Genomic DNA, 18,091 nt, shown 5'->3' with positions numbered 1-18,091 from the left:
AGCCATGCCCAGCCTAGCGCCGTCTACCGTCAGCTCCGTGACGTCCACCCGGCCGCCCGGAAAAGTCTTTCTCGTCGGCGCCGGTCCCGGCGACCCCGACCTGCTGACACTGCGCGCCGCGCGCCTTCTGGGAGCGGCGGAAGTCATCGTCTATGACCACCTCGTGGGCGCCGGCATCCTAGAGCTCGTCAACAACAGCGCCGAACGCATCTATGCGGGAAAGCAGAACCGCTGCCATACGCTGTCGCAGGACGAAATCAACGGCCTGCTGGTTCGCCTGGCAAGCCAGGGCAGGAACGTCGTGCGGCTAAAGGGCGGCGACCCGTTCATCTTCGGGCGCGGCGGCGAGGAGCTGGAAACCCTGGCGGCGCACGGCATCCCGTTCGAAGTGGTGCCGGGGGTGACGGCAGCCAGCGGCGTGTCGTGCTACGCCGGCATTCCGCTCACGCACCGCGACTATGCGCAGTCCTGCATCTTTACCACCGGCCACCTGAAGGACGGCAGCCTCGACCTAGACTGGCCGACGCTCGCACGCCCGCGCCAGACGGTGGTGATCTACATGGGATTGAACGCGCTGCCGGAAATTGCGCGCCAGCTGATCGCGCACGGCCAGTCGCCGGACATGCCGGCAGCAGTGGTGGAAAAGGGCACGACGCGGCAACAGCGGGTCGCGGTCGGCACGCTGGCGGCGATGCCAGACCTGGTGGCGGCCCTCGGGCTGCAATCGCCCTGCCTGATCATCATCGGCGAAGTGACCGCGCTGCATCGCAAGCTGCAGTGGTTTACCGGCGCTACCGGCGAGGTGAAGCAGGAAGTGTTCTGCTGACGAAAATCGAACGAGGCCGTGACCGTCCCGCAGGCATGCGGGCATGCGGGCATGCGGGAACAGGCTCTCGCCCACCGGTTTCCGATCCCCGTCGGTCCCGCGCAGGCGGGCCCCATAACCCGGTCGCGCGAGCGCCGCGCCATCCGAATCCCCTGCATCCTCCGCATGGGTTCCCGCCTGCGCGGGAACGACGGGGAAGCACCATTACCGATTGGCCGGCAGCTACCCGCCCGAGCGCTTCCCTTCCGAATTAATCCGCCCCCGTCAGCTGCATGTACAGCCGCGGCAGCACCGTCGGCAGCATTTCCGCATTGCGCACCACCACGTAGCCGTTCGCGCCGAACAGGTGCGGCAGGTATTCGCCCGCCTTTTCGTCGATGGTCACGCAGAAAGGCGTCAGCCCGAGCCGGCGCGCTTCATGGACCGCCATGCGCGTGTCTTCGATGCCATAGCGGCCTTCGTACTTGTCGAGATCGTTCGGCTTGCCGTCGGTGAGGATCAGCAGCAGGCGGCGCGCCGATTTCTGCTTCGACAGGATCGCCGCAGAGTGCCTGATCGCCGCACCCATCCGGGTATAGAAGCCCGGCTTGATCGCCGCCAGCCGTCCGCGGATGGTGCCGTTGTAGCGTTCGTCGAAGCCCTTGATCAGGTGGTAGCGCACGTTGGCGCGCTTCACGGAGGAGAAGCCGTACAGCGCGAAGCGGTCGCCGGTGGCCGACAGGGCTTCGCCGAACAGCATCAGGCTGTCGCGGATCACGTCGATCACGCGCGCCGAGTTGCTGACCCAGGCGTCGGTGGACAAGGAGAGATCCGCCAGCAGCAGGCAGGACAGGTCACGCTGCCGGTTGCGGCTGTCGATGTACAGGCCGGGCTCGGACGTCGGCACGCCGCTCGCCTTTTCGGCGGCATGGCGCACGCAGGCATCCAGATCGAGGTCGCTGCCGTTGGCCTGCGCGCGCAGGCGCGTGCGCGTCGGCGTCAATGCCTGGAACTGGTTGCGCAGGCGCCTGGCGCTGTTGCGCAGGGCCGGCGGCAGGTCGCAGGATTCGGCGTCCCGCGCCAGCATCATCTGCAGGCTGCAATGCGCCGGCAGCAGCTGCTGCTTGCGGTAATCCCATTCCGGCAGCGGAATGCCGTCCAGCAGCACCTGGTCGTCATCCGCCTCGGCCGGCAAATCGAGGTCGAAGCGCACGCGGCTCGCGGTGGTCTGGCTGTCCTTGGCAACGCTCATCACGTCGAGGTCGTTGGCTGCCTTGCCGGCATCCTCATTGTCGTCTTCTTCGACGGAACGATTGACCTTGATGTACTCGGCCCAGGTGAACAGGCTTTCTGCGCGGAACAGCAGCACGAAGGGACTGTCCGGTTTCGGCATGTCCACCCGTTCGGCGTGCCGCTTGCGCTCGTCCTCGTCCTTCTTCACCTTCCCGCCTTCCGGCTGTTGCTGCGGCTCGCCCGCGGCGCGGCTGCTGCGCGCATCCACCCCCATCGGCGGCGCCGGGTGCAGCCATAGCGGCACCGGCACCGGCGGACGCTTTCCTGGTGTGAACGAGGTGACGGAACCCGGTTCGCGGAGCGCCGCCCGGATCGCGGCTTCGGCCGCCGCTTCATCTGCTGGCAGGGAGGCCGGATCGGTGCGCCGCGCCAGCTCGGCTTCCACCAGCTTGCGGTAACGCGAGGCCAGCCCCGGCAACGCTTCCAGCGTCGCCAGCGTCGCCTTCTGGCTGCGTTCGATCCATGGCGCGCCGGGCGCGACGTCGTGCGCGGCCAGCGCGATCAGCCACAGGTAGAGTTCGCGGTTCTGCGCGCGCTCCGGAAAACGGTCGATCGCCGCCGGCAGGTGCAGCGTGTTGTCGTCGGCCCAGGCAAGTTCTATCCGGTCGCCGATGCCCGCCACCCGCTCCAGCCAGCTGCGGCGCCCGCCGTGCGCGGTGGCGCTGCCGGCCTTCAGGTTCAGCCCGGCGTCGCCGCCCAGCGCGCGGAAAAAGACCGGCGCGATGCGCTCCATTTCCTTGAGCTCGACCCGCGCATCGGGATAGCCGCGGTAAGCGGTGCGCGTGATCAGCTTGTCCCACAAGCCGCCGACGAATTCTTCCATGGCCTACTCCTTGTCAGGCGCCTGCTTGATCATGATGGTGCGCGCGGTGCGGGTGTTGAACGACGCCTCCGATTCCGCGCGCAGGTCGTTCACCCAGCCCAGCAGCGAGCCGGAGGGATTGCTGTCCTGCGTGTGGTCGCAGGCGTCCACGCACTGGCCGCACTGCACGCAGGCGAACATCATGCGCTTGACGTTGCGCGGGTTCAGCCGCATCGGGCAGACATGGTCGCAGGCGGAATAGCAGGTCGAGCAATCCTTGGCCCGCTCGCGCTGGAAACCGACCACCATCGCCTTGTCGTTCGCCATCCAGGCCAGGCTCTGGAAGAAGCCGATCGCGCATGCATAGCGGCAGAACAGGTGGCGCGCGAACATGAATTCGACGAAGAACGCGATGCTCGCCGCGGTCAGGAAGATGGTCTGGTTGCGGGTGAGCGTGCCGTGCCAGATGTTGCCGTAGATTTCGGCCGGCGGCAGCAGGTAGGTCAGGAGCACCACCGCCCACAACGCGGCGCAACCGATCACCAGCGGGATCACGCCGAACCACCAGATCGGATCGAACTTCGTTTCACTGCCGTCGGGATTGCGTGTGGGAATGCGCTTGGCGTCCCACAGGCTTTGCTTGCCGATCGCGCGCCGCAACGCCTGGTTGATGGTTTCCACCACCGAGAAATGCGGGCATAGCCAGCCGCAGTACAGGCGCCCCCACTTCCAGCTGACATAGATCAGCGTGCCGCCGACGGCGACCAGCGGCAGGAAGCCGCGCAGCACGATGTTGAGCGAAGCCTGTCCGGCGCTCGCTTTCCCCGCAACAAAATCGTCGAGGCCGAGCGTCCAGTCGAGGCCGAAGAAAATGAAATGCTTGACGTTCAGGTCGAGACGGAAGATGTCGAGGATGGGCGCGAAGATGAACAGCAGGAAGAAGCCGATCTGTGTCATCTGGCGCCAGCGCTGCACCGGCACGCCGAGCCAGCCGCGGCGCTGGGCGCCGGTATCAGGCGGGACCCGCGGTCCGGTCGAGGGGCGCTGCGCCGAAGCAGGTGCGGCGGTGCGGGTAGGACTTACCATTTCTTGCTCCCGATGAGCGGGTAGACGAACAATTGCCCGGCGATGGCGCGTGACAGTCCGAGGATGCCGAACAGCACCAGCGCCGCATGGCAGCAGGTGAAATACAGGATGAGCACGACCCAGGTGGACGGCACATGCAGGCCGCCCAGCAGCACGATCAGCAGCGCCACCACCGCGAGCAGGAAGCCCGCCCACAGGCTGGCGATGACGGTCTGCCTCAGGTGGCAGCGCCCCAGCTCGCCGCAGCCGCCCGCCGAGCGGCGTGCCAGCCACAGCAGCGCGACAAACGCCAGGCCGGGCAGCAGCAGCAGGTTGAGCAGGTAGAGCGCTTCCGCCCGCACCGCGACCGCCGTGTCATGCTCGTCGACGGTCATTTTCCGAACGTAGCCTTGATGACTTCCAGCAGCGCGGCGGCGGTGTCGGCATCGTCGGTCAGCGGCTCGACCAGCGCCGCCTCGCAGGCGTCGACCGGGTCGCATCCGGAACGCATCAGGCTTGCTGCGTACACCAGCAGGCGCGTCGATACCGCCTCTTCCAGGTCATGGTCCTTGAGCTGGCGGAAATGGCCGGCCAGCGTGACCAGCTGCGTCGCGCGCATTGCTTCGATGCCGGTTTCCGCAATAACGATCTTCTGCTCCAGTGCCGCCGGCGGGAAATCGAAGTTGATCGCGACAAAGCGCTGCCGGGTGGAAGGCTTCAGGCTCTTCAGCAGGTTCTGGTAGCCCGGGTTGTATGACACCACCAGCATGAATTCACCGGGCGCGTGCAATTCCTCGCCGGTGCGCTCGATCGGCAGGATGCGCCGGTCGTCGGTCAGCGGGTGCAGCACCACGGTCGTATCCTTGCGCGCCTCGACGATTTCGTCGAGGTAGCAGATGCCGCCCTGCCGGACCGCGCGCGTCAGCGGGCCGTCGGACCAGACGGTCTGGCCGTCGCCGATCAGGTGGCGCCCGACCAGGTCGGCCGCGGTCAGGTCGTCGTGGCAGGCCACGGTGATCAGCGGACGCGCCAGGCGGGCCGCCATGTGCGCCACGAAGCGGGTCTTGCCGCAGCCGGTCGGCCCCTTGATCAGCAGCGGCAGCTTGTTGCGGTAGGCATGCTCGAACAGCTCGCATTCGTTGCCGACCGGCTGGTAGAAGGGAATATCGGCCACGGTTGCAAGACCGGGTGCGGTGAGATCGTTCATGTGTTTCTCCAATTTAAACCGGTACGGCGCGGAATGCATACGCGATCAGTGCGACCACGATGCCCAGCCAGCCAAGCACGACCCAGCGCCACAGGGACGGCGCCTGCTGCAGGCCCATGAAGCGGTCGATCACGATGCGGCCCTTGATGAGCGTCGCCGCCAGCACCGGCAGCAGCACCGCCTCGCCCGCCATCGCATTGTCGGCGAGGCGGAAGCTCAGCCCGGTCAGCAGCAGCAGGACCAGCCATTCGACAGTCGATCTCTTGATCGTCATGGTATCAGTGCAATATGTAGATCAGCGGGAACAGCACGATCCATACCAGGTCGACCATATGCCAGTAGGCGGCGCCGGTTTCGACGCCCGCATGGTCTGCCGCGCTGTAGCCGCCCTTCCTCGCCTTCAGCGCGACCGCGCCGAGGATCACCATGCCGAGTACCACGTGCATGAAGTGAAAGAAGCCGAGGAAGAGGTAAAACATGTAGAAGGTATTGGTGGACATGCTGATGCCGGCAGCAGCCTTGGCGCCGAATTCCACCATCTTGAGCACGAGGAAGCCGGCGCCGCAGCCCATTGCGGCGGCGAGCCAGCCCGCGCATCCTTTGTTGCGGCCGCGCCGGATTTCATCGACGGCGCGCACCACGAACCAGCTGCTGGTCACCAGCAGCACGGTATTGATCGCGCCGCTCACACGATCGAGTTCCTGTTGCGACGCGTTGAAAAGTTCGATGTGATGGTTGCGGGTGAACGCATACACCACGAAAAAGACGCCGAACACCAGCAGTTCGGCGAGGATAAAGCACCACATGGAAAGGTCGCCGGGCAAACCGCGACCGCTTTGCTGCGGAGCTGAGGAAGAAGGGATGCAGGTATCCATGGTGTTGTTCCATGGCCGCCCGGCCTGCTGGGGCCGGGCGGACCGTCAGGATCAGGCGGCTGCCTTTTCCTTGCCGGTAACGAAGAAGCTTGCAACGTAGAGGACGAGGCCGACCAGGAACACCAGGCCGCTGCCTTCACGCAGCCAGTAGAACAGCGAGACCTGATCTTGCGCAGCCATGAACGACATCGGCTGTGCGGCGACGCGTTGCAGCCAGACCTGCAGGATGCCGGCGGCGGTCAGGAACAGGGTGATGAAGACCATCGAGATCGTCATCAGCCAGAACGACCACATTTCCAGCACTTGCGCGGTGGCGCTGTTTGCGGCGCGGCCGCGCATCAGCGGCATGGTGTAGCTGATCATGGTCAGGGTCACCATCGCATAGGCGCCGTAGAACGCCATGTGGCCGTGCGCCGCGGTGATCTGGCTGCCGTGCGTGTAGTAGTTCACCGGTGCCAGGGTGTGCAGGAAGCCCCACACGCCTGCGCCGAGGAAGGCCATCACGCCGGTGCCCAGCGCCCACAGCACTGCAGCCTTGTTCGGATGCTCGCGGCGGCGGCGGTTCACCATGTTGAACGCGAACACGGTCATCATGAAGAACGGAATCGGTTCCAGGGCGGAGAACACGCTGCCCCACCATTGCCAGTATTCCGGGGCGCCGATCCAGTAGTAGTGGTGGCCGGTGCCGATGATGCCGGTGATCAGCGCCATCGCAATGATCACGTACAGCCACTTCTCGATCACTTCACGGTCCACGCCGGTCACCTTGATCAGCACGAAGGCCAGCATCGAGCCCATGATCAGTTCCCAGACGCCTTCCACCCAGAGGTGCACGACCCACCACCAGTAGTACTTGTCCTTGACCAGGTTGGCCGGATTGTAGAAGGAGAACAGGAAGAAGATCGCCAGGCCCCACAGACCGATCAGCATCACCAGGTTGATGGCGGTCTTGCGGCCCTTGAGGATGGTCATCGAGATGTTGAACAGGAAGACCAGCGCAACGATCACGATGCCCACCTTGGTCGGCAGCGGCTGCTCGAGGAACTCGCGTCCCATCGTCGCCAGCAGGTCATTGCCGGTCATTTCGGCCAGCGTTGCGTACGGCACGAAGAGATAGCCGAGGATCGTGGCAGCGCCGGCGATCAGGAACACCCAGAACGTCGCAAGAGCGAGTTTCGGGCTGTGCAGCTCACGCTCCGACTCTTCCGGAATCAGGTAGTAGGCCGCGCCCATGAAGCCGAACAGCAGCCACACGATGAGCAGGTTGGTGTGCACCATGCGTGCAACGTTGAACGGGATGGCCGGGAACAGGAAGTCTCCGACCACATACTGCATCCCCATGATCAGGCCGAACAGCACCTGACCGATGAAGAGGCCGATCGCCGCGATGAAATAAGGCTTCGCGACCGCCTGTGATTTGAATTGCATACTTTTCTCCACTGATAGCAATGTTCTTTACGTCCGATCAGCCCTCGATGTTCGGCGGCCACTTCGCGGTGTCGATTTCCGAGCTGTACTTCAGGAAGTTCACCAGGTCGTCGAGCTGCTGGTCGTTCAGATGGAATTGCGGCATCTGGCGACGTCCGGGCGCGCCGGTCGGCTGGATCTTCATCCAGGTCTTGATGAAGTCGCCACCGCGGCGTGCATACACATTGCCGAGTTCAGGCGCGAAATAAGCGCCCTCGCCCATCAAGGTATGGCAGCCGATGCAGTTGCGCGTTTCCCAGATGTGCTTGCCGCGCGCAACCGACTCGGTCAGGTTCTCGCGGTTGTCGCGCTTGGGAAGCGTCTGCATGGTGTCGAATGTCATGGCAAGGAACAGCAGGAAGAAAAACACTGCACCGCCATAGAAGATGTTTCTGGCTGTTGATTTAGTGAAGGATGAGCTCATTTATAGGTTCCTATGTCTTAGACCGAAAAAATCGTCTCCGGCGGACCTCGTGCTACGGAAGTGAAATACGCATCCGAGCCCCGTCAGGCGAAATGATACATATGAGATGCATCTTTTTGCAAAGGGGTAAAAGCGAAAATTTTCGCTTGGAGCCACAAATTTGAAATCCTTGATACGCATCAAGGATCGCGGCGCCCCCTAGCTGATACAAAGGCCGGTGCAAAAAACGGCGGCATTTTTGCGCGGCGCACGCGGCTTGCGCCGCATGACGGCACTGCCCTGTCGACGGCTTCCGTGTTGGATAATCAGGCCGGCAGCGGCTCTCGGTGGCGCTGAACGAAGCGACCGCTCGCAAGCAGCGCAGGGCATTCCTCTGCGGGCACCGGCTTGCTGAACAGATAACCCTGGTAGGAATCGCAATCGAGGTCACGCAGGAAGTCCTGCTGCTCGCGCAGTTCCACGCCTTCCGCCACCACATCCATTCCCAGGCTCTTGGCCAGCGACACCACCGCCTTGACGATCGCCGCATCATCCGGGTCGGTATGGATGTCGCGCACGAAGGAGCGGTCGATCTTGAGGCTGCTGACCGGGAAACGCTTCAGGTAGACCAGGCTCGAATAGCCGGTGCCGAAATCGTCCAGCGCGATACCAACGCCCATGCCCGCGATCCGCCGCAGCATCCGTTCCGCCTCGTCCGGATGCTGCACCAGCATGCTCTCGGTGATTTCCAGCTCCAGCCAGGCGGCGTCCAGCCCGCTGTCGCGCAGCGCCGCGGCCACCATATCGGCCAGGTTCTTGTTGCGGAACTGGCGCGCCGAGATGTTGACGCCCATGACCGTATGCGGCAGGCCCTGGTCCTGCCATGCCTTGTTCTGGCGGCAGGCGGTGCGCAATATCCATTCGCCGATGCTGTCGATCAGGCCGGTTTCCTCCGCGATGCCGATGAACTGCGACGGCGGCACCAGTCCGAGTTCCGGATGCCGCCAGCGCACCAGCGCTTCCATGCCCTTCACCTTGCCGCTGCGCGCGCAGACCTGCGGCTGGTAATGCAATAGCAGCTCGTCGTTCTGGACCGCCCTGCGCAAGCGGTTTTCGAGCGCCATGCGGCCGCTCGCGCGGGCATCCATCTCAGGCGCATAGAATCGATAGGCATTGCGCCCGTCGCACTTGGCCTGGTTCATCGCGATGCCGGCGTTCTTGAGCATGCTTTCGGCGTCATTGCCGTCGTCCGGCGCGACGGTGATGCCGACGCTGACCGAGAGGAAGAGTTCATTGCCGTCGACCAGCAGCGGCGTTGCGAATGCCTGCAGCACGGTGTCGGCTGCGAGCTGGATTTCCTGCTCGCTGCGCACCTCCTTCAGGATCACGAATTCATCCGCTCCCGGCCGGGCGATGTCATGGCGTTCGCCCAGGCTCTTCGCCAGCCGCTCCCCAACCGCCTTGAGCACGCGGTCGCCGGCCTGCTGGCCGAGCGAGTCGTTGATTTCCTTGAAGCGGTCGACGTCGGCCAGCAGCACCGCGAGCCGGCTGCCGTCGAGGGTGGCGCGGTGGATCGCCTGCGCAAGGCGGTCACGCAGCAGGTGACGGTTCGGCATGCCGGTGAGCGCGTCGAACTGCGATATGTAGGCCAGCTTTTCCTCGTAGTGCCGACGCTCGCTGACATCGCGGATGATGGCCGATACGATCAGCCCCTCGTCAGTCATCAGCGGGCTCAGGCTGACCTCCACCGGAAACTCGGTTCCGTCCTTGCGCTGCGCGGTCAAGCCGAGGCGCGGCGCCAGCTGGAACTTGTCCGGCGCCGCCGCATACTGCCCGGCGCTTTTTTCGTGCCGCTCGCGCGCCCGCTCGGGTAGCAGCATTTCAATGGTGCGGCCCGTCAGTTCATGGATCGCATAGCCGAACATGCGCACGGCCTGGAGATTGGCAAAAACGATACGGCGCGATGCGTCGGCGATGACGATCGCGTCCGGCGCGGATTCGAGCAGGTTCCGGTACTTCTGCTCGGTGCGCTGGCGCACGTCGAGCATGTTGTTGAACTGCTCGGCGACGTCCTGGATTTCAGGCGGGCCCTCGACCTGCGCGCGCCGGTCGAGATCGCCGCCGGCAACGGCGCGGGCCGCGTCCGCAATGCCGATCACCGGCGACACGATGCGCCGTCCGAACAGGTAGGCAAGCGCGCCGCCCAGCATCGTGAGCAGGACCAGCACGCCGCCGGTACGTGCCGCCTCGCCGAACACGCCGGAGAGTATGGTCGCCGCCGGGACGCGGCATATCACGAACCAGTCGGTGCCGGACACCGTGGTAAAGCCATAAGCCGCGCCGCCGTCGGCTGCGGCCCAGGTGTGTCCCTGCCGCTCGCGCTGTATCCGTTCCAGCAGGCCGCGGTCGGGAAAAGCAGTGCCGACGCGTTTCTCCGGCTCGGCAGAGGTCGCGATGACGGTGCCGTCAGCGCCGACGATGCTGATCACCGCGCCCGCGGGAAGCACCGCATCCGCCGGCAGCGGGTTGTAGCGCACCAGGTCGACCGGGAAGCCGATGGCGCCGATGAAGCCGCCGTTCGCGTCGCGGACCGGATACGCGAGCACGGACACCCATTTTCCGCTCACCGGGCCCACATGCGGCGCACCGGCGACATAGCGGTTGGCGGACGCGACCTGCTGAAGCCATGCCGCGCCCGCGACCGAAGCGAGCTTGCCGCGGGATTGCGCGAGCGCCGAACAAACGACGCGGCCGGCCGCGTCGGCAATGGCGATATTGGCAAACTGCGGAAGGAAATCGCGGAAGTCGCTTAGGATGCTGTCGCAATTTGCAGGATCGAGCGCACGCACCTTGGGCCGGCGCGCCAGTCCCGCGAGCAGCTGCTCGGAGTCGCGCACCATGCGCTGCGCGTCCGCGGACGCGATGCGCGCCAGCGACAGTGCGGTCGCACTCCCTTCTGCAATGCTGCTGCGGATCCCGGCTTGCAGCGAATAGGCAAGCAGCACCGCCATCGGAAGAACAATGGCGAATACGAGGGCGAACAGGTGTCGGCGGATCGGCCAGCTGCGGGGCATCGATAGTCAGCTTGATATGAAATTGACCTGGCTCAAGCAAGTTCGGTGCCGGTTGCGCGACGCCGGGTGCGGACACCCGGCGGCACGCGGCCGGCGCATCCCTGCCTGATCATCCTGTCATGCTGGGGAAACGAAGGAGCGGCCAAATCGGTTCCCGAATCCGGGAACCGGGCGCAGCAGTTTTCCAGCCGATTGGAATCCGTGCAACGCTCGCCGCTCCCCGGCGGTAACGCGCGCACGGCGGACAGGAGGCCCGGTCAATGCGGCCGGCGTGCGGCAGACGCTCCCGTGGATCTTGTGTTATTTGCCGTGACCATGCGCATGGCCGTGTGCATGCCCGTGCGCGTGGCCGCCCGCGTGTTCCTGCGCTTGCGTGCCCTGCTGCTTGACGAAGCTCTTCAGCACGTATTCCGACACGTCCGCGATGTCCTGGTTGCGCAGGCTCTTATCCCATGCGCCGGCGTGGACCTTGCCGCGCGAGACGGTCGAATACAGCGTGAATCCGCTCGCCGTGCGCAAGCCGGGGTCGCGGAAATCGCGCGGCTTCGCCGATGCGGTGCGTTTCGGGTCGCCGCGGCCGTCGCCCTGCGCGCCGTGACAGGACTGGCAATTGGCGGCGTACACCGCTTTTCCGTTGGCCGGATTCGGCTTCAGGCCATAGGGATAATCGACCGCCTTGATATGGGACGCGGAGTGGTCGTGGCCCGCATGCTTGTGGCTGTCGCCATGGAGCTGGTCGTTCGGCACCACCTTGCCGTCCATGAAGGTCACGATCACATAATCGACGACCGCCTCGATCTGCTCCCGCGAGAGATGGTTAGACCAGGCGATCATCGCGGTGCGGTTGCCCTCCCTGGTCCGCGTGCCCTTGTTCAGCACCTCGATCATATGGGCGCGCGACAAGTCCTTGCGCGCCTTCTCGGAAGTGAAGTCGGCCGGCGCCGGGTCCAGTGCGTGCTTTGCCTGTGTATCGCCATCGCCTTTTTCACCATGGCAGACCGCGCAATGGTGGTGATAGAGCGCGGCGGGCTCGCGCGGGCTCACATGGCTCTTCCAGGACTTGTCCTGCGCGGCGGCCGGCAGTGTCGCGAATGCGAGCAGCGCCGCGGCGAGGCGCCAGCTCATGCTTGAATGCGTTGCAGCTTTGTTCTGATACATCGTCATGTTCCTTGATCCGCAACCGCCGCACGCAATACCCGTGCCCGCGGCAACGGCTGCCATCGTCGGCGACTGCGGCAATGCTTGTCAAGGGCCTGCCGCGATTCAGGCGCGCCGTGCATGATGCCAGTCCTGCAATTGTCAAAGGATCCGGGCAAGCGGCGAACGGCGTATCAGGCGACGTGCAGCGCCTGCGCGCGCACTTCCGTCAAGTCCTCGTAGGCACCGTTGATCAAGGAGACGATATCCCCGTCAATTGCTCCCTGCCGTACAAGGTCGTCGAGCACGCGCAGGCTTTCGGCCCTGCTCATGCCTTGCCGGTACGGCCGGTCTTCGGTGATCGCGGTGAACACGTCGGCCACCGCGACGATCCGCGCTTCCAGCGGAATCGACCGGCGCCGGAACGGATACCCGGCGCCATCGAGGCGCTCATGATGCAGCGCCGCCCAGGTGCAGACATCTTCCAGGCCCGGCACCGCGGACAGGATCTGGTAAGTGTAGTAGGGATGCTGGCGGATCAGGACCGTCTCTTCGCGCGTCAGCCTTCCCGGCTTTTCGAGCATCGCGGGAGGCACCGCGAGTTTGCCGAGGTCGTGCAGGTAACCCGCCACGCCGACCAGGCGTACCGTCGGCCTCGCGAGGCCGATGCGTGCCGCGAGCAGTTCGCTTGTGCTCGCCACCGCGCTCGAATGCGCGGCGGTGTACGCGCTGCGGTAATCGACGATGCTGGCGAAGACTTTTGCAAGGCCGTGCAGGCGGTCGCCGTTCAGGATCACCGCGCCGCCCCCGAAACGTTCGCGCAGGATGGATTCCTTGTGCTTGCTCACGAGGTCGAGCCAGAACGATTCCCTGCACGCTGCCTGCACGAATGCGTCGACGACATCCGGATGAAAACGCTCGCCGCTGCGCGCGCGTATCGTCCTGATTGACGCGTCCGCATGGGTTACCGCCGGCGACCCTTCCGGCGGCAGGACCGCGACCCGGTCCGCCAGCCGCAGAATATGACTCTCGAGCGGGACGGCGTGGCCGCGAAAGGTTTTTCCCTCGCCGTGATTCCAGTCGACATGGTGAAAGCGGATCGCGCGCGCGGCGCCGGCAAACGGCTCGAAGCGGGAAAACAGCCGATGGCAATCCTCGCCGTGATCGTGCACGTTGAGGCCGCCCTTGTCGAACGGGTCGCTCGCAAGCGCCCGGTCCAGTACCGGACGTGCAGCCGGTGCGCAGGCGGCGGCGACGTCGTGCAATGCGCCCGCGACCAGGATGCTTTGCACCTCGGCCGCCGCAAAGCCCATTTCCTCCGCAATGCATGCGGACGCGTACGCCACGCGCAGATGATGCTCGGATATCGCGGGATGGAGCAGATCCATCGCGCGCGAAAACGACAGCACCATGTCCAGGGAATTGACGACGATCGCCGCCGATAGCATGTCCATGCGCAGCTACATTGCTTCGATGGCCGGATAGAAGTGCTTGTCTTCCTGCTGGATGCGCGCGTGCAGCTTCTTGAGTACGGTGTTGGCGTCGGCGCGGAAGCCTGCCGGGTTCTGCGCCACGTTGGCGGCGGTATTCCATTTGCGCGCGAACTCTTCATAGCTTCGCGCGATCACTTTCATGTCTTCCTGGTACTGCGCTCCCATTTTCGCCAGCGTGTGCTTGCTGCTGGAACGCAAGGCCGGATACAGCACGCTGTCCTCGACGGTGAGGTGGAGCTTGATCAATGAGCTCATCGCCACCACATTCTCCGCAATCTCGCGCGCATGCTCGGCGATGCCGGCAACGCTGTAGGTCCGCAGGATGTTGATGCAGTCGTAGATTTTCGTGTGCTGATGTTTGAATTTGTCGATGTTCATGATGATTCCTTTCCCTTTCGAAATTATTTTAGATACCTGGAATAAAAGATTCAAGTAAAATATATCTTTAAGGAAATCGTGATCTTGTCCGCAAGAAGGATTGAAGGATGCAAACCAAGACAACTGAACAAAGGATGCCGCGTTCCGCACCAGGCACCTGGAGTACCGATGACTACATCCGGCGCTGGGCGCATGGGAAAGGGATGACGCGCGGGGAGTGTGTGGTCGAGCTGCAGAGCCTGCACGACAAATGGATTGCCAGGATCGATTTCGACCGCGATGGCCAGCCGGTGGAGCGTATCGTCGCGCCGCGCCCGCGCGCATTCTGAATTCATTCGCGCTGCCGCGCGCTCCTGCCGGCGCAGTGCGCGGCGCGGCCGCTACTTCATGTAATGCAGCGGAAAGTAGAACAGCGCCACCAGTCCGAGCGCGCCCAGGCAGGTCACCACCGCGACGATGAAGCGCGACATCCGGTCCGCCTTGCTTTCCCTCGGCTTGTTGTTTGATTGCTCGGCCAACGTTGCTCCCGATAGCGTGTGGATGTCGATGTGGAAGAGTATGCGCCGGAACGCGGGTTGTTTGAAGGCCGGAACAGAGAAATTGCAGGCGGCTATGCGGCTGCCGCAGCGAGCAGAAGACGCAGCAATTCCTCGGGCGCACTGATCATCGGGTCATGTCCGGTAGCAATTTCGAAGACCTCCCAACCGGGCTGCCGGCGCACGCGCTCGCGCGTCATCGCAATGGTAGGCAGGGCCGGCGCGTTGCAGTCGATAAAGGTGCGCGGCAGCGCTTCCACGCGAGCAGCATCGAAATGCAGTGCATCGTCGTAGACGCCGCCGGGCTGCGGCGTTTGCCGGCGTGCAACCCATGCGGCATCATCGCCGGCCAGGCCGAACGCGGCGGGGTCGGCCGGCGGTATGCTGCCCGTCGCCGCGATTGCCTGGCGGCGCTGCGCCTGCGTCTGCGCGGGATGGCCGCTCGACCAGCTTTCGCCGGGCTCAGGGACCACCGCATCCAGGTAGACCAGGCGCGCGATGCGCTGCGGCATCCGGTCGGCGAGCCCGGTGATCACCATCCCGCCATAGCTGTGCCCGACTACGATGGCGCCCTGCAATTCCTCCGCCTCGATAACCGCGGCCACATCATCGATATGCGTGCGCAGCGTAATTCCGGCCGACAATTGATGCGCGCGTTCGCCGGTACCGGTCAGGGTCACCGCAAACGCGCGGTGTCCTGCCTTCCACAATCCGGGCAGGATTCTCTTCCAGCACCATGCGCCATGCCAGGCGCCGTGCACGAGAACGAAGTCAGCCATGTTTTTCTCCATTGTCGGTTCATCGCTTATGCTGCCAGCAAATCCCCTCTTCGCACAAGCCGGGATCAGCCGGGCGGACCCGCGTCCGAAATCCCGATCAATGCGATTGCCGCCGCCGTATCCGCCGGCGTGACCGCGGCAGCGATCGCCATGCCCCTGGCGATCGATTCCTCCGCGGTCTTGTAACCCAGGCCCTGCTGTACCGCGAAGTAATCGGCCACCGCAAGCTTGTTGTCGAGGAGGTCGGCGACCCATCCCCATTGCTGGTGGCCCTTGAAGCTGTGCGCAGACGACAGCATGGCAGCGACCAGGTTGCCCTTGCTCGAGCGCCCCGCCGCCAGTTCGCCGCTCCAGTAACCGACGTCGCTGTCGGCCGGCGCGGTGTCGCCGCTGCGCCCGAGCACGTTCTTGTAAATGCGCCTGACGAAGTCGTCGTTGCTCATCGCGGCGGTGTAGCCGGTCAGCTCCGGATACTGGACTGCGGCGGCATAAAAGCTGTCCGCAATGCCGGAAAGCGTCTGCCCCGCATTGAACCGGCCTATCCAGTACGCCAGCCCTTCCGCATCCGGCACGCGGTTGAAAAAGGCGATGTAGAGTTCCTGCAGCAGCTTGAGATCAGCGCTGTTGACAGTCTGGGCGGCGTCGCCGATGGACAGGTCGACGTTGAAGTCGGCGAAGGCGAGCCGCTCCACGTTTTTCAGCAGGTCGTTTCCGCCGGCTTTGGCCTTGTCCTCGAGCGCGACGCCGGTGCCGGTCCTGGTAATGCGGTAATCGGCGCGGCGCCCGGCAAGGTTGACGGTATCCACACCCGCCTTCCCGTCGAAGCTGTCGTTGCCGTCGCTTCCATGGAAGAAGTCGTCACCCGCGGAGCCGGACAGGCTGGCGCCGCCGAAACCCGCCTTGTATATCCGCTGGTTGTCGAACCGGTTCACGAACGCATGAATGCTTTGCGAAGCGACGGTGACGATGTCTTCGGCGCCGTCGCCGTCGATGTCGGCCGCGACGCTGCGTCCGTCGAACGCCGACGACCAGCCCTTGCTGAAGCTGCCGTCGCCGCGGTTGAGCAGGACGAAGGAGCTGGTGAAGCCGCCGACCGAGGCCAGGATGTCGGCATGGCCGTCATGATTGAAATCCACGCTGGTCAGCGAATCGAACCAGCCCTTGCCGAATTCCGCCTGCACCGCGGCCGGCAGACGGGCAGCGGTCTCGTCGCGGAAGCTGCCGTTGCCTTCATTGACGAGCAGCTGGATGTATGCGGTCGTGTAGTAGCTGCTGTTGCCGTAGTCGACCGAGCTGCCGCCGCCGTTCGTCACCGACAGCATCAGGTCCGGTTTCGCGTCGCCGTTCAGGTCGATCGCTTTTACGTCCAGCACGATTTCCTGCGCCACGCCACTGGCGGGCAGGTTGATCGGCACGGCTTTCGCAAAACTGCCAGCGCCGTCGTTCAACAGCAGCTGCGTGGCCGGGGTGCTGCCGGCACTGTCCCACTTGCCGACGATGAGGTCGGCATGCCGGTCGCCGTTTACGTCGATCATGCCGGAAGCCGCATTCGTTTGCGCGCCGCCCGGCAGCAAGTCGGGGCGGTGCGCGAAATGCCCGGTCTTGTCGTTGATGTACAGGACATTGCCGAGGCTAAGCGTATTGACCAGCAAGTCCGGATAACCGTCGGCGTTGACGTCGCCGGTGCTGCCGGCGTGATTGGTCGCGGTCTGCTGGATGAGCGTGGCCGAGGCGTCCGCAAATTGCCGGGTCGTCGAGGAAGACAGGAACAGGCGGTTCTGCCCGCCCGGAAAGGGCGGCGCGTCGTTGCCGAAATCCAGCTGGAACACGTCCGTCATGCCGTCCCGGTTGAAGTCGGCCGCAATTGTGCGTCCGCCGCCGACCACGAGCTTCGGCGCGTTCGGAAACACGCCGGTGGTAGCGTCGGAAAACCTGCCCTGTCCGTCGCCGGTAAAAAAATAGATCGGCGACGGCGCGGTGCCGGTTCCGACCTGGGTGCACAGGTAGAGATCGGCGCTGCCGTCGCCGTTGAAGTCGCCGGCCTTTACCTGCGTAATGCCGGAGCCGGAGGGCAGCGCTATCGTTGTCGCGCCGGGCACGCGGAGAAAGCCGTTGACCGGGACGAAGCTGTCGCGGGACAGATAGGCATGGTCCGAGCCTTCGCCGGTAAAGGTGATGGCGGAAATTCCCTTCAGCGTATCCGTGCCGCGTTCGCCGTTCGGAAAATTCTTGACCACGGTGAAGCTGTCGCTGGCTGCGTCATAACTGATGGCCGCGTCGGTCGACCTGGCGAAGTAATAGCTGACTTCGTCCGTGCCGCCACCGCCGATGAAGGTGTCGTTGCCCCGGGCGCCGGAAAAAAACTCGTTGCGCGCCGAGCCGGTAAAGACATCGTCGAACGGCGAGCCATGCACGCTGCTGATGTTGACCAGGGTATCGACGCCGCCCAAGCCGTCGTCCGCCCACCCGTTGGCCAAGTCCACCTTGACGCCTCTTGCCGCATCCCAATAGGCGACATTCGACCAGCGGTCAGTGCCATAAAACGTGTCATTGCCGGCGCCGCCAACGGCGTGCCCGATCTTAAGGGTGATCGTATCGTTGCCGGCGCCACCATGGATCGTTGTCCAATCCGGGAGTCCCGCTTTTACCTGGTCGATGACGTCGTCCTGGGCGCTGCCGTTGTAATCCATCTGCCGATTTCCATAGTTTCCAAAAGGCAATTATGGAGAGTATCGGCGCGGGCGTCCATCCCGGTTCCGCCGATCCCGGCCTTGTCT

General features: G+C 64.4%; 17 protein-coding genes. 2 read left to right on the top strand and 15 right to left on the bottom strand.

The genetic code is table 11. The annotated features are described in order from the left end of the window. The first annotated feature begins 4 nt into the window (after positions 1 to 4). Entirely contained in the window at positions 5 to 826 is an 822-nt protein-coding gene (cobA, locus tag VEC01_RS01090) for a uroporphyrinogen-III C-methyltransferase (protein WP_324897891.1), read from the top strand. Positions 827 to 1,076: 250 nt separating this feature from the next. Here cobA and VEC01_RS01085 read toward each other — a convergent pair whose 3' ends face one another. The 12 genes from VEC01_RS01085 to VEC01_RS01030 form a co-directional block, all read right to left on the bottom strand. After that, on the bottom strand, positions 1,077 to 2,921 hold the full coding sequence (locus VEC01_RS01085) for a hypothetical protein (protein WP_324897889.1): 1,845 nt from the start codon (positions 2,919 to 2,921) through the stop codon (positions 1,077 to 1,079). 3 nt (positions 2,922 to 2,924) lie between these two features. Continuing rightward, positions 2,925 to 3,986 (bottom strand): 4Fe-4S binding protein, encoded by a 1,062-nt coding sequence (locus VEC01_RS01080; RefSeq protein WP_324897887.1) that lies wholly within the window; start codon positions 3,984 to 3,986, stop codon positions 2,925 to 2,927. Further along, positions 3,980 to 4,360, bottom strand: a complete 381-nt coding sequence (locus VEC01_RS01075; protein WP_324897886.1) for a hypothetical protein — start codon at positions 4,358 to 4,360, stop codon at positions 3,980 to 3,982. The genes VEC01_RS01080 and VEC01_RS01075 overlap by 7 nt, the downstream gene beginning before the upstream one ends. Next, positions 4,357 to 5,172: a CbbQ/NirQ/NorQ/GpvN family protein gene (locus tag VEC01_RS01070; protein WP_324897884.1), complete on the bottom strand. Its 816-nt coding sequence runs from the start codon at positions 5,170 to 5,172 to the stop codon at positions 4,357 to 4,359. Before VEC01_RS01070 ends, VEC01_RS01075 begins: the two co-directional genes overlap by 4 nt. A gap of 13 nt (positions 5,173 to 5,185) precedes the next feature. After that, positions 5,186 to 5,446: a cytochrome C oxidase subunit IV family protein gene (locus VEC01_RS01065; RefSeq protein ID WP_324897882.1), complete on the bottom strand. Its 261-nt coding sequence runs from the start codon at positions 5,444 to 5,446 to the stop codon at positions 5,186 to 5,188. A gap of 4 nt (positions 5,447 to 5,450) precedes the next feature. After that, positions 5,451 to 5,978, bottom strand: coding sequence for a cytochrome c oxidase subunit 3 family protein (locus VEC01_RS01060; protein WP_324897880.1), 528 nt, complete (start codon positions 5,976 to 5,978; stop codon positions 5,451 to 5,453). A 120-nt stretch (positions 5,979 to 6,098) separates the two neighbouring features. Next, positions 6,099 to 7,475 carry a cbb3-type cytochrome c oxidase subunit I gene (locus VEC01_RS01055; protein WP_324897878.1) on the bottom strand — a complete coding sequence of 459 codons (1,377 nt, stop codon included), beginning with the start codon at positions 7,473 to 7,475 and terminating at the stop codon, positions 6,099 to 6,101. Between the two features lie 37 nt (positions 7,476 to 7,512). Then, positions 7,513 to 7,938 (bottom strand): cytochrome c, encoded by a 426-nt coding sequence (locus tag VEC01_RS01050; RefSeq protein WP_324897877.1) that lies wholly within the window; start codon positions 7,936 to 7,938, stop codon positions 7,513 to 7,515. 305 nt (positions 7,939 to 8,243) lie between these two features. After that, on the bottom strand, positions 8,244 to 10,991 hold the full coding sequence (locus VEC01_RS01045) for a bifunctional diguanylate cyclase/phosphodiesterase (protein WP_324897875.1): 2,748 nt from the start codon (positions 10,989 to 10,991) through the stop codon (positions 8,244 to 8,246). 300 nt (positions 10,992 to 11,291) lie between these two features. Beyond that, positions 11,292 to 12,116, bottom strand: a complete 825-nt coding sequence (locus VEC01_RS01040) for a cytochrome c (RefSeq protein WP_324897873.1) — start codon at positions 12,114 to 12,116, stop codon at positions 11,292 to 11,294. A 206-nt stretch (positions 12,117 to 12,322) separates the two neighbouring features. Then, positions 12,323 to 13,582, bottom strand: coding sequence for an HD-GYP domain-containing protein (locus VEC01_RS01035; protein ID WP_324897871.1), 1,260 nt, complete (start codon positions 13,580 to 13,582; stop codon positions 12,323 to 12,325). A gap of 6 nt (positions 13,583 to 13,588) precedes the next feature. Beyond that, positions 13,589 to 13,999, bottom strand: coding sequence for a hemerythrin domain-containing protein (locus tag VEC01_RS01030; RefSeq protein ID WP_324897870.1), 411 nt, complete (start codon positions 13,997 to 13,999; stop codon positions 13,589 to 13,591). 107 nt (positions 14,000 to 14,106) lie between these two features. On the opposite strand from VEC01_RS01030, the gene VEC01_RS01025 reads away from it, so the two are divergent. Beyond that, positions 14,107 to 14,328, top strand: coding sequence for a hypothetical protein (locus VEC01_RS01025; protein ID WP_324897868.1), 222 nt, complete (start codon positions 14,107 to 14,109; stop codon positions 14,326 to 14,328). A 51-nt stretch (positions 14,329 to 14,379) separates the two neighbouring features. Here the strand turns inward: VEC01_RS01025 and VEC01_RS01020 are convergent, their stop codons facing one another. From VEC01_RS01020 to VEC01_RS01010, 3 genes are all read right to left on the bottom strand, one after another. Continuing rightward, a complete protein-coding gene (locus tag VEC01_RS01020; RefSeq protein WP_324897865.1) occupies positions 14,380 to 14,517 on the bottom strand; it encodes a hypothetical protein in 138 nt (45 codons plus the stop codon). A 92-nt stretch (positions 14,518 to 14,609) separates the two neighbouring features. Beyond that, positions 14,610 to 15,314 carry an alpha/beta fold hydrolase gene (locus tag VEC01_RS01015; RefSeq protein WP_324897864.1) on the bottom strand — a complete coding sequence of 235 codons (705 nt, stop codon included), beginning with the start codon at positions 15,312 to 15,314 and terminating at the stop codon, positions 14,610 to 14,612. 65 nt (positions 15,315 to 15,379) lie between these two features. Next, complete coding sequence (locus VEC01_RS01010; RefSeq protein ID WP_324897862.1) at positions 15,380 to 18,004, bottom strand: FG-GAP-like repeat-containing protein; 2,625 nt, start codon at positions 18,002 to 18,004, stop codon at positions 15,380 to 15,382. Positions 18,005 to 18,091: the final 87 nt, after the last annotated feature.

Source organism: Noviherbaspirillum sp. (genome assembly GCF_035627455.1).
Classification (GTDB): Bacteria; Pseudomonadota; Gammaproteobacteria; order Burkholderiales; family Burkholderiaceae_D; genus Noviherbaspirillum.
This window is presented reverse-complemented; position numbering and strand designations above follow the sequence as displayed.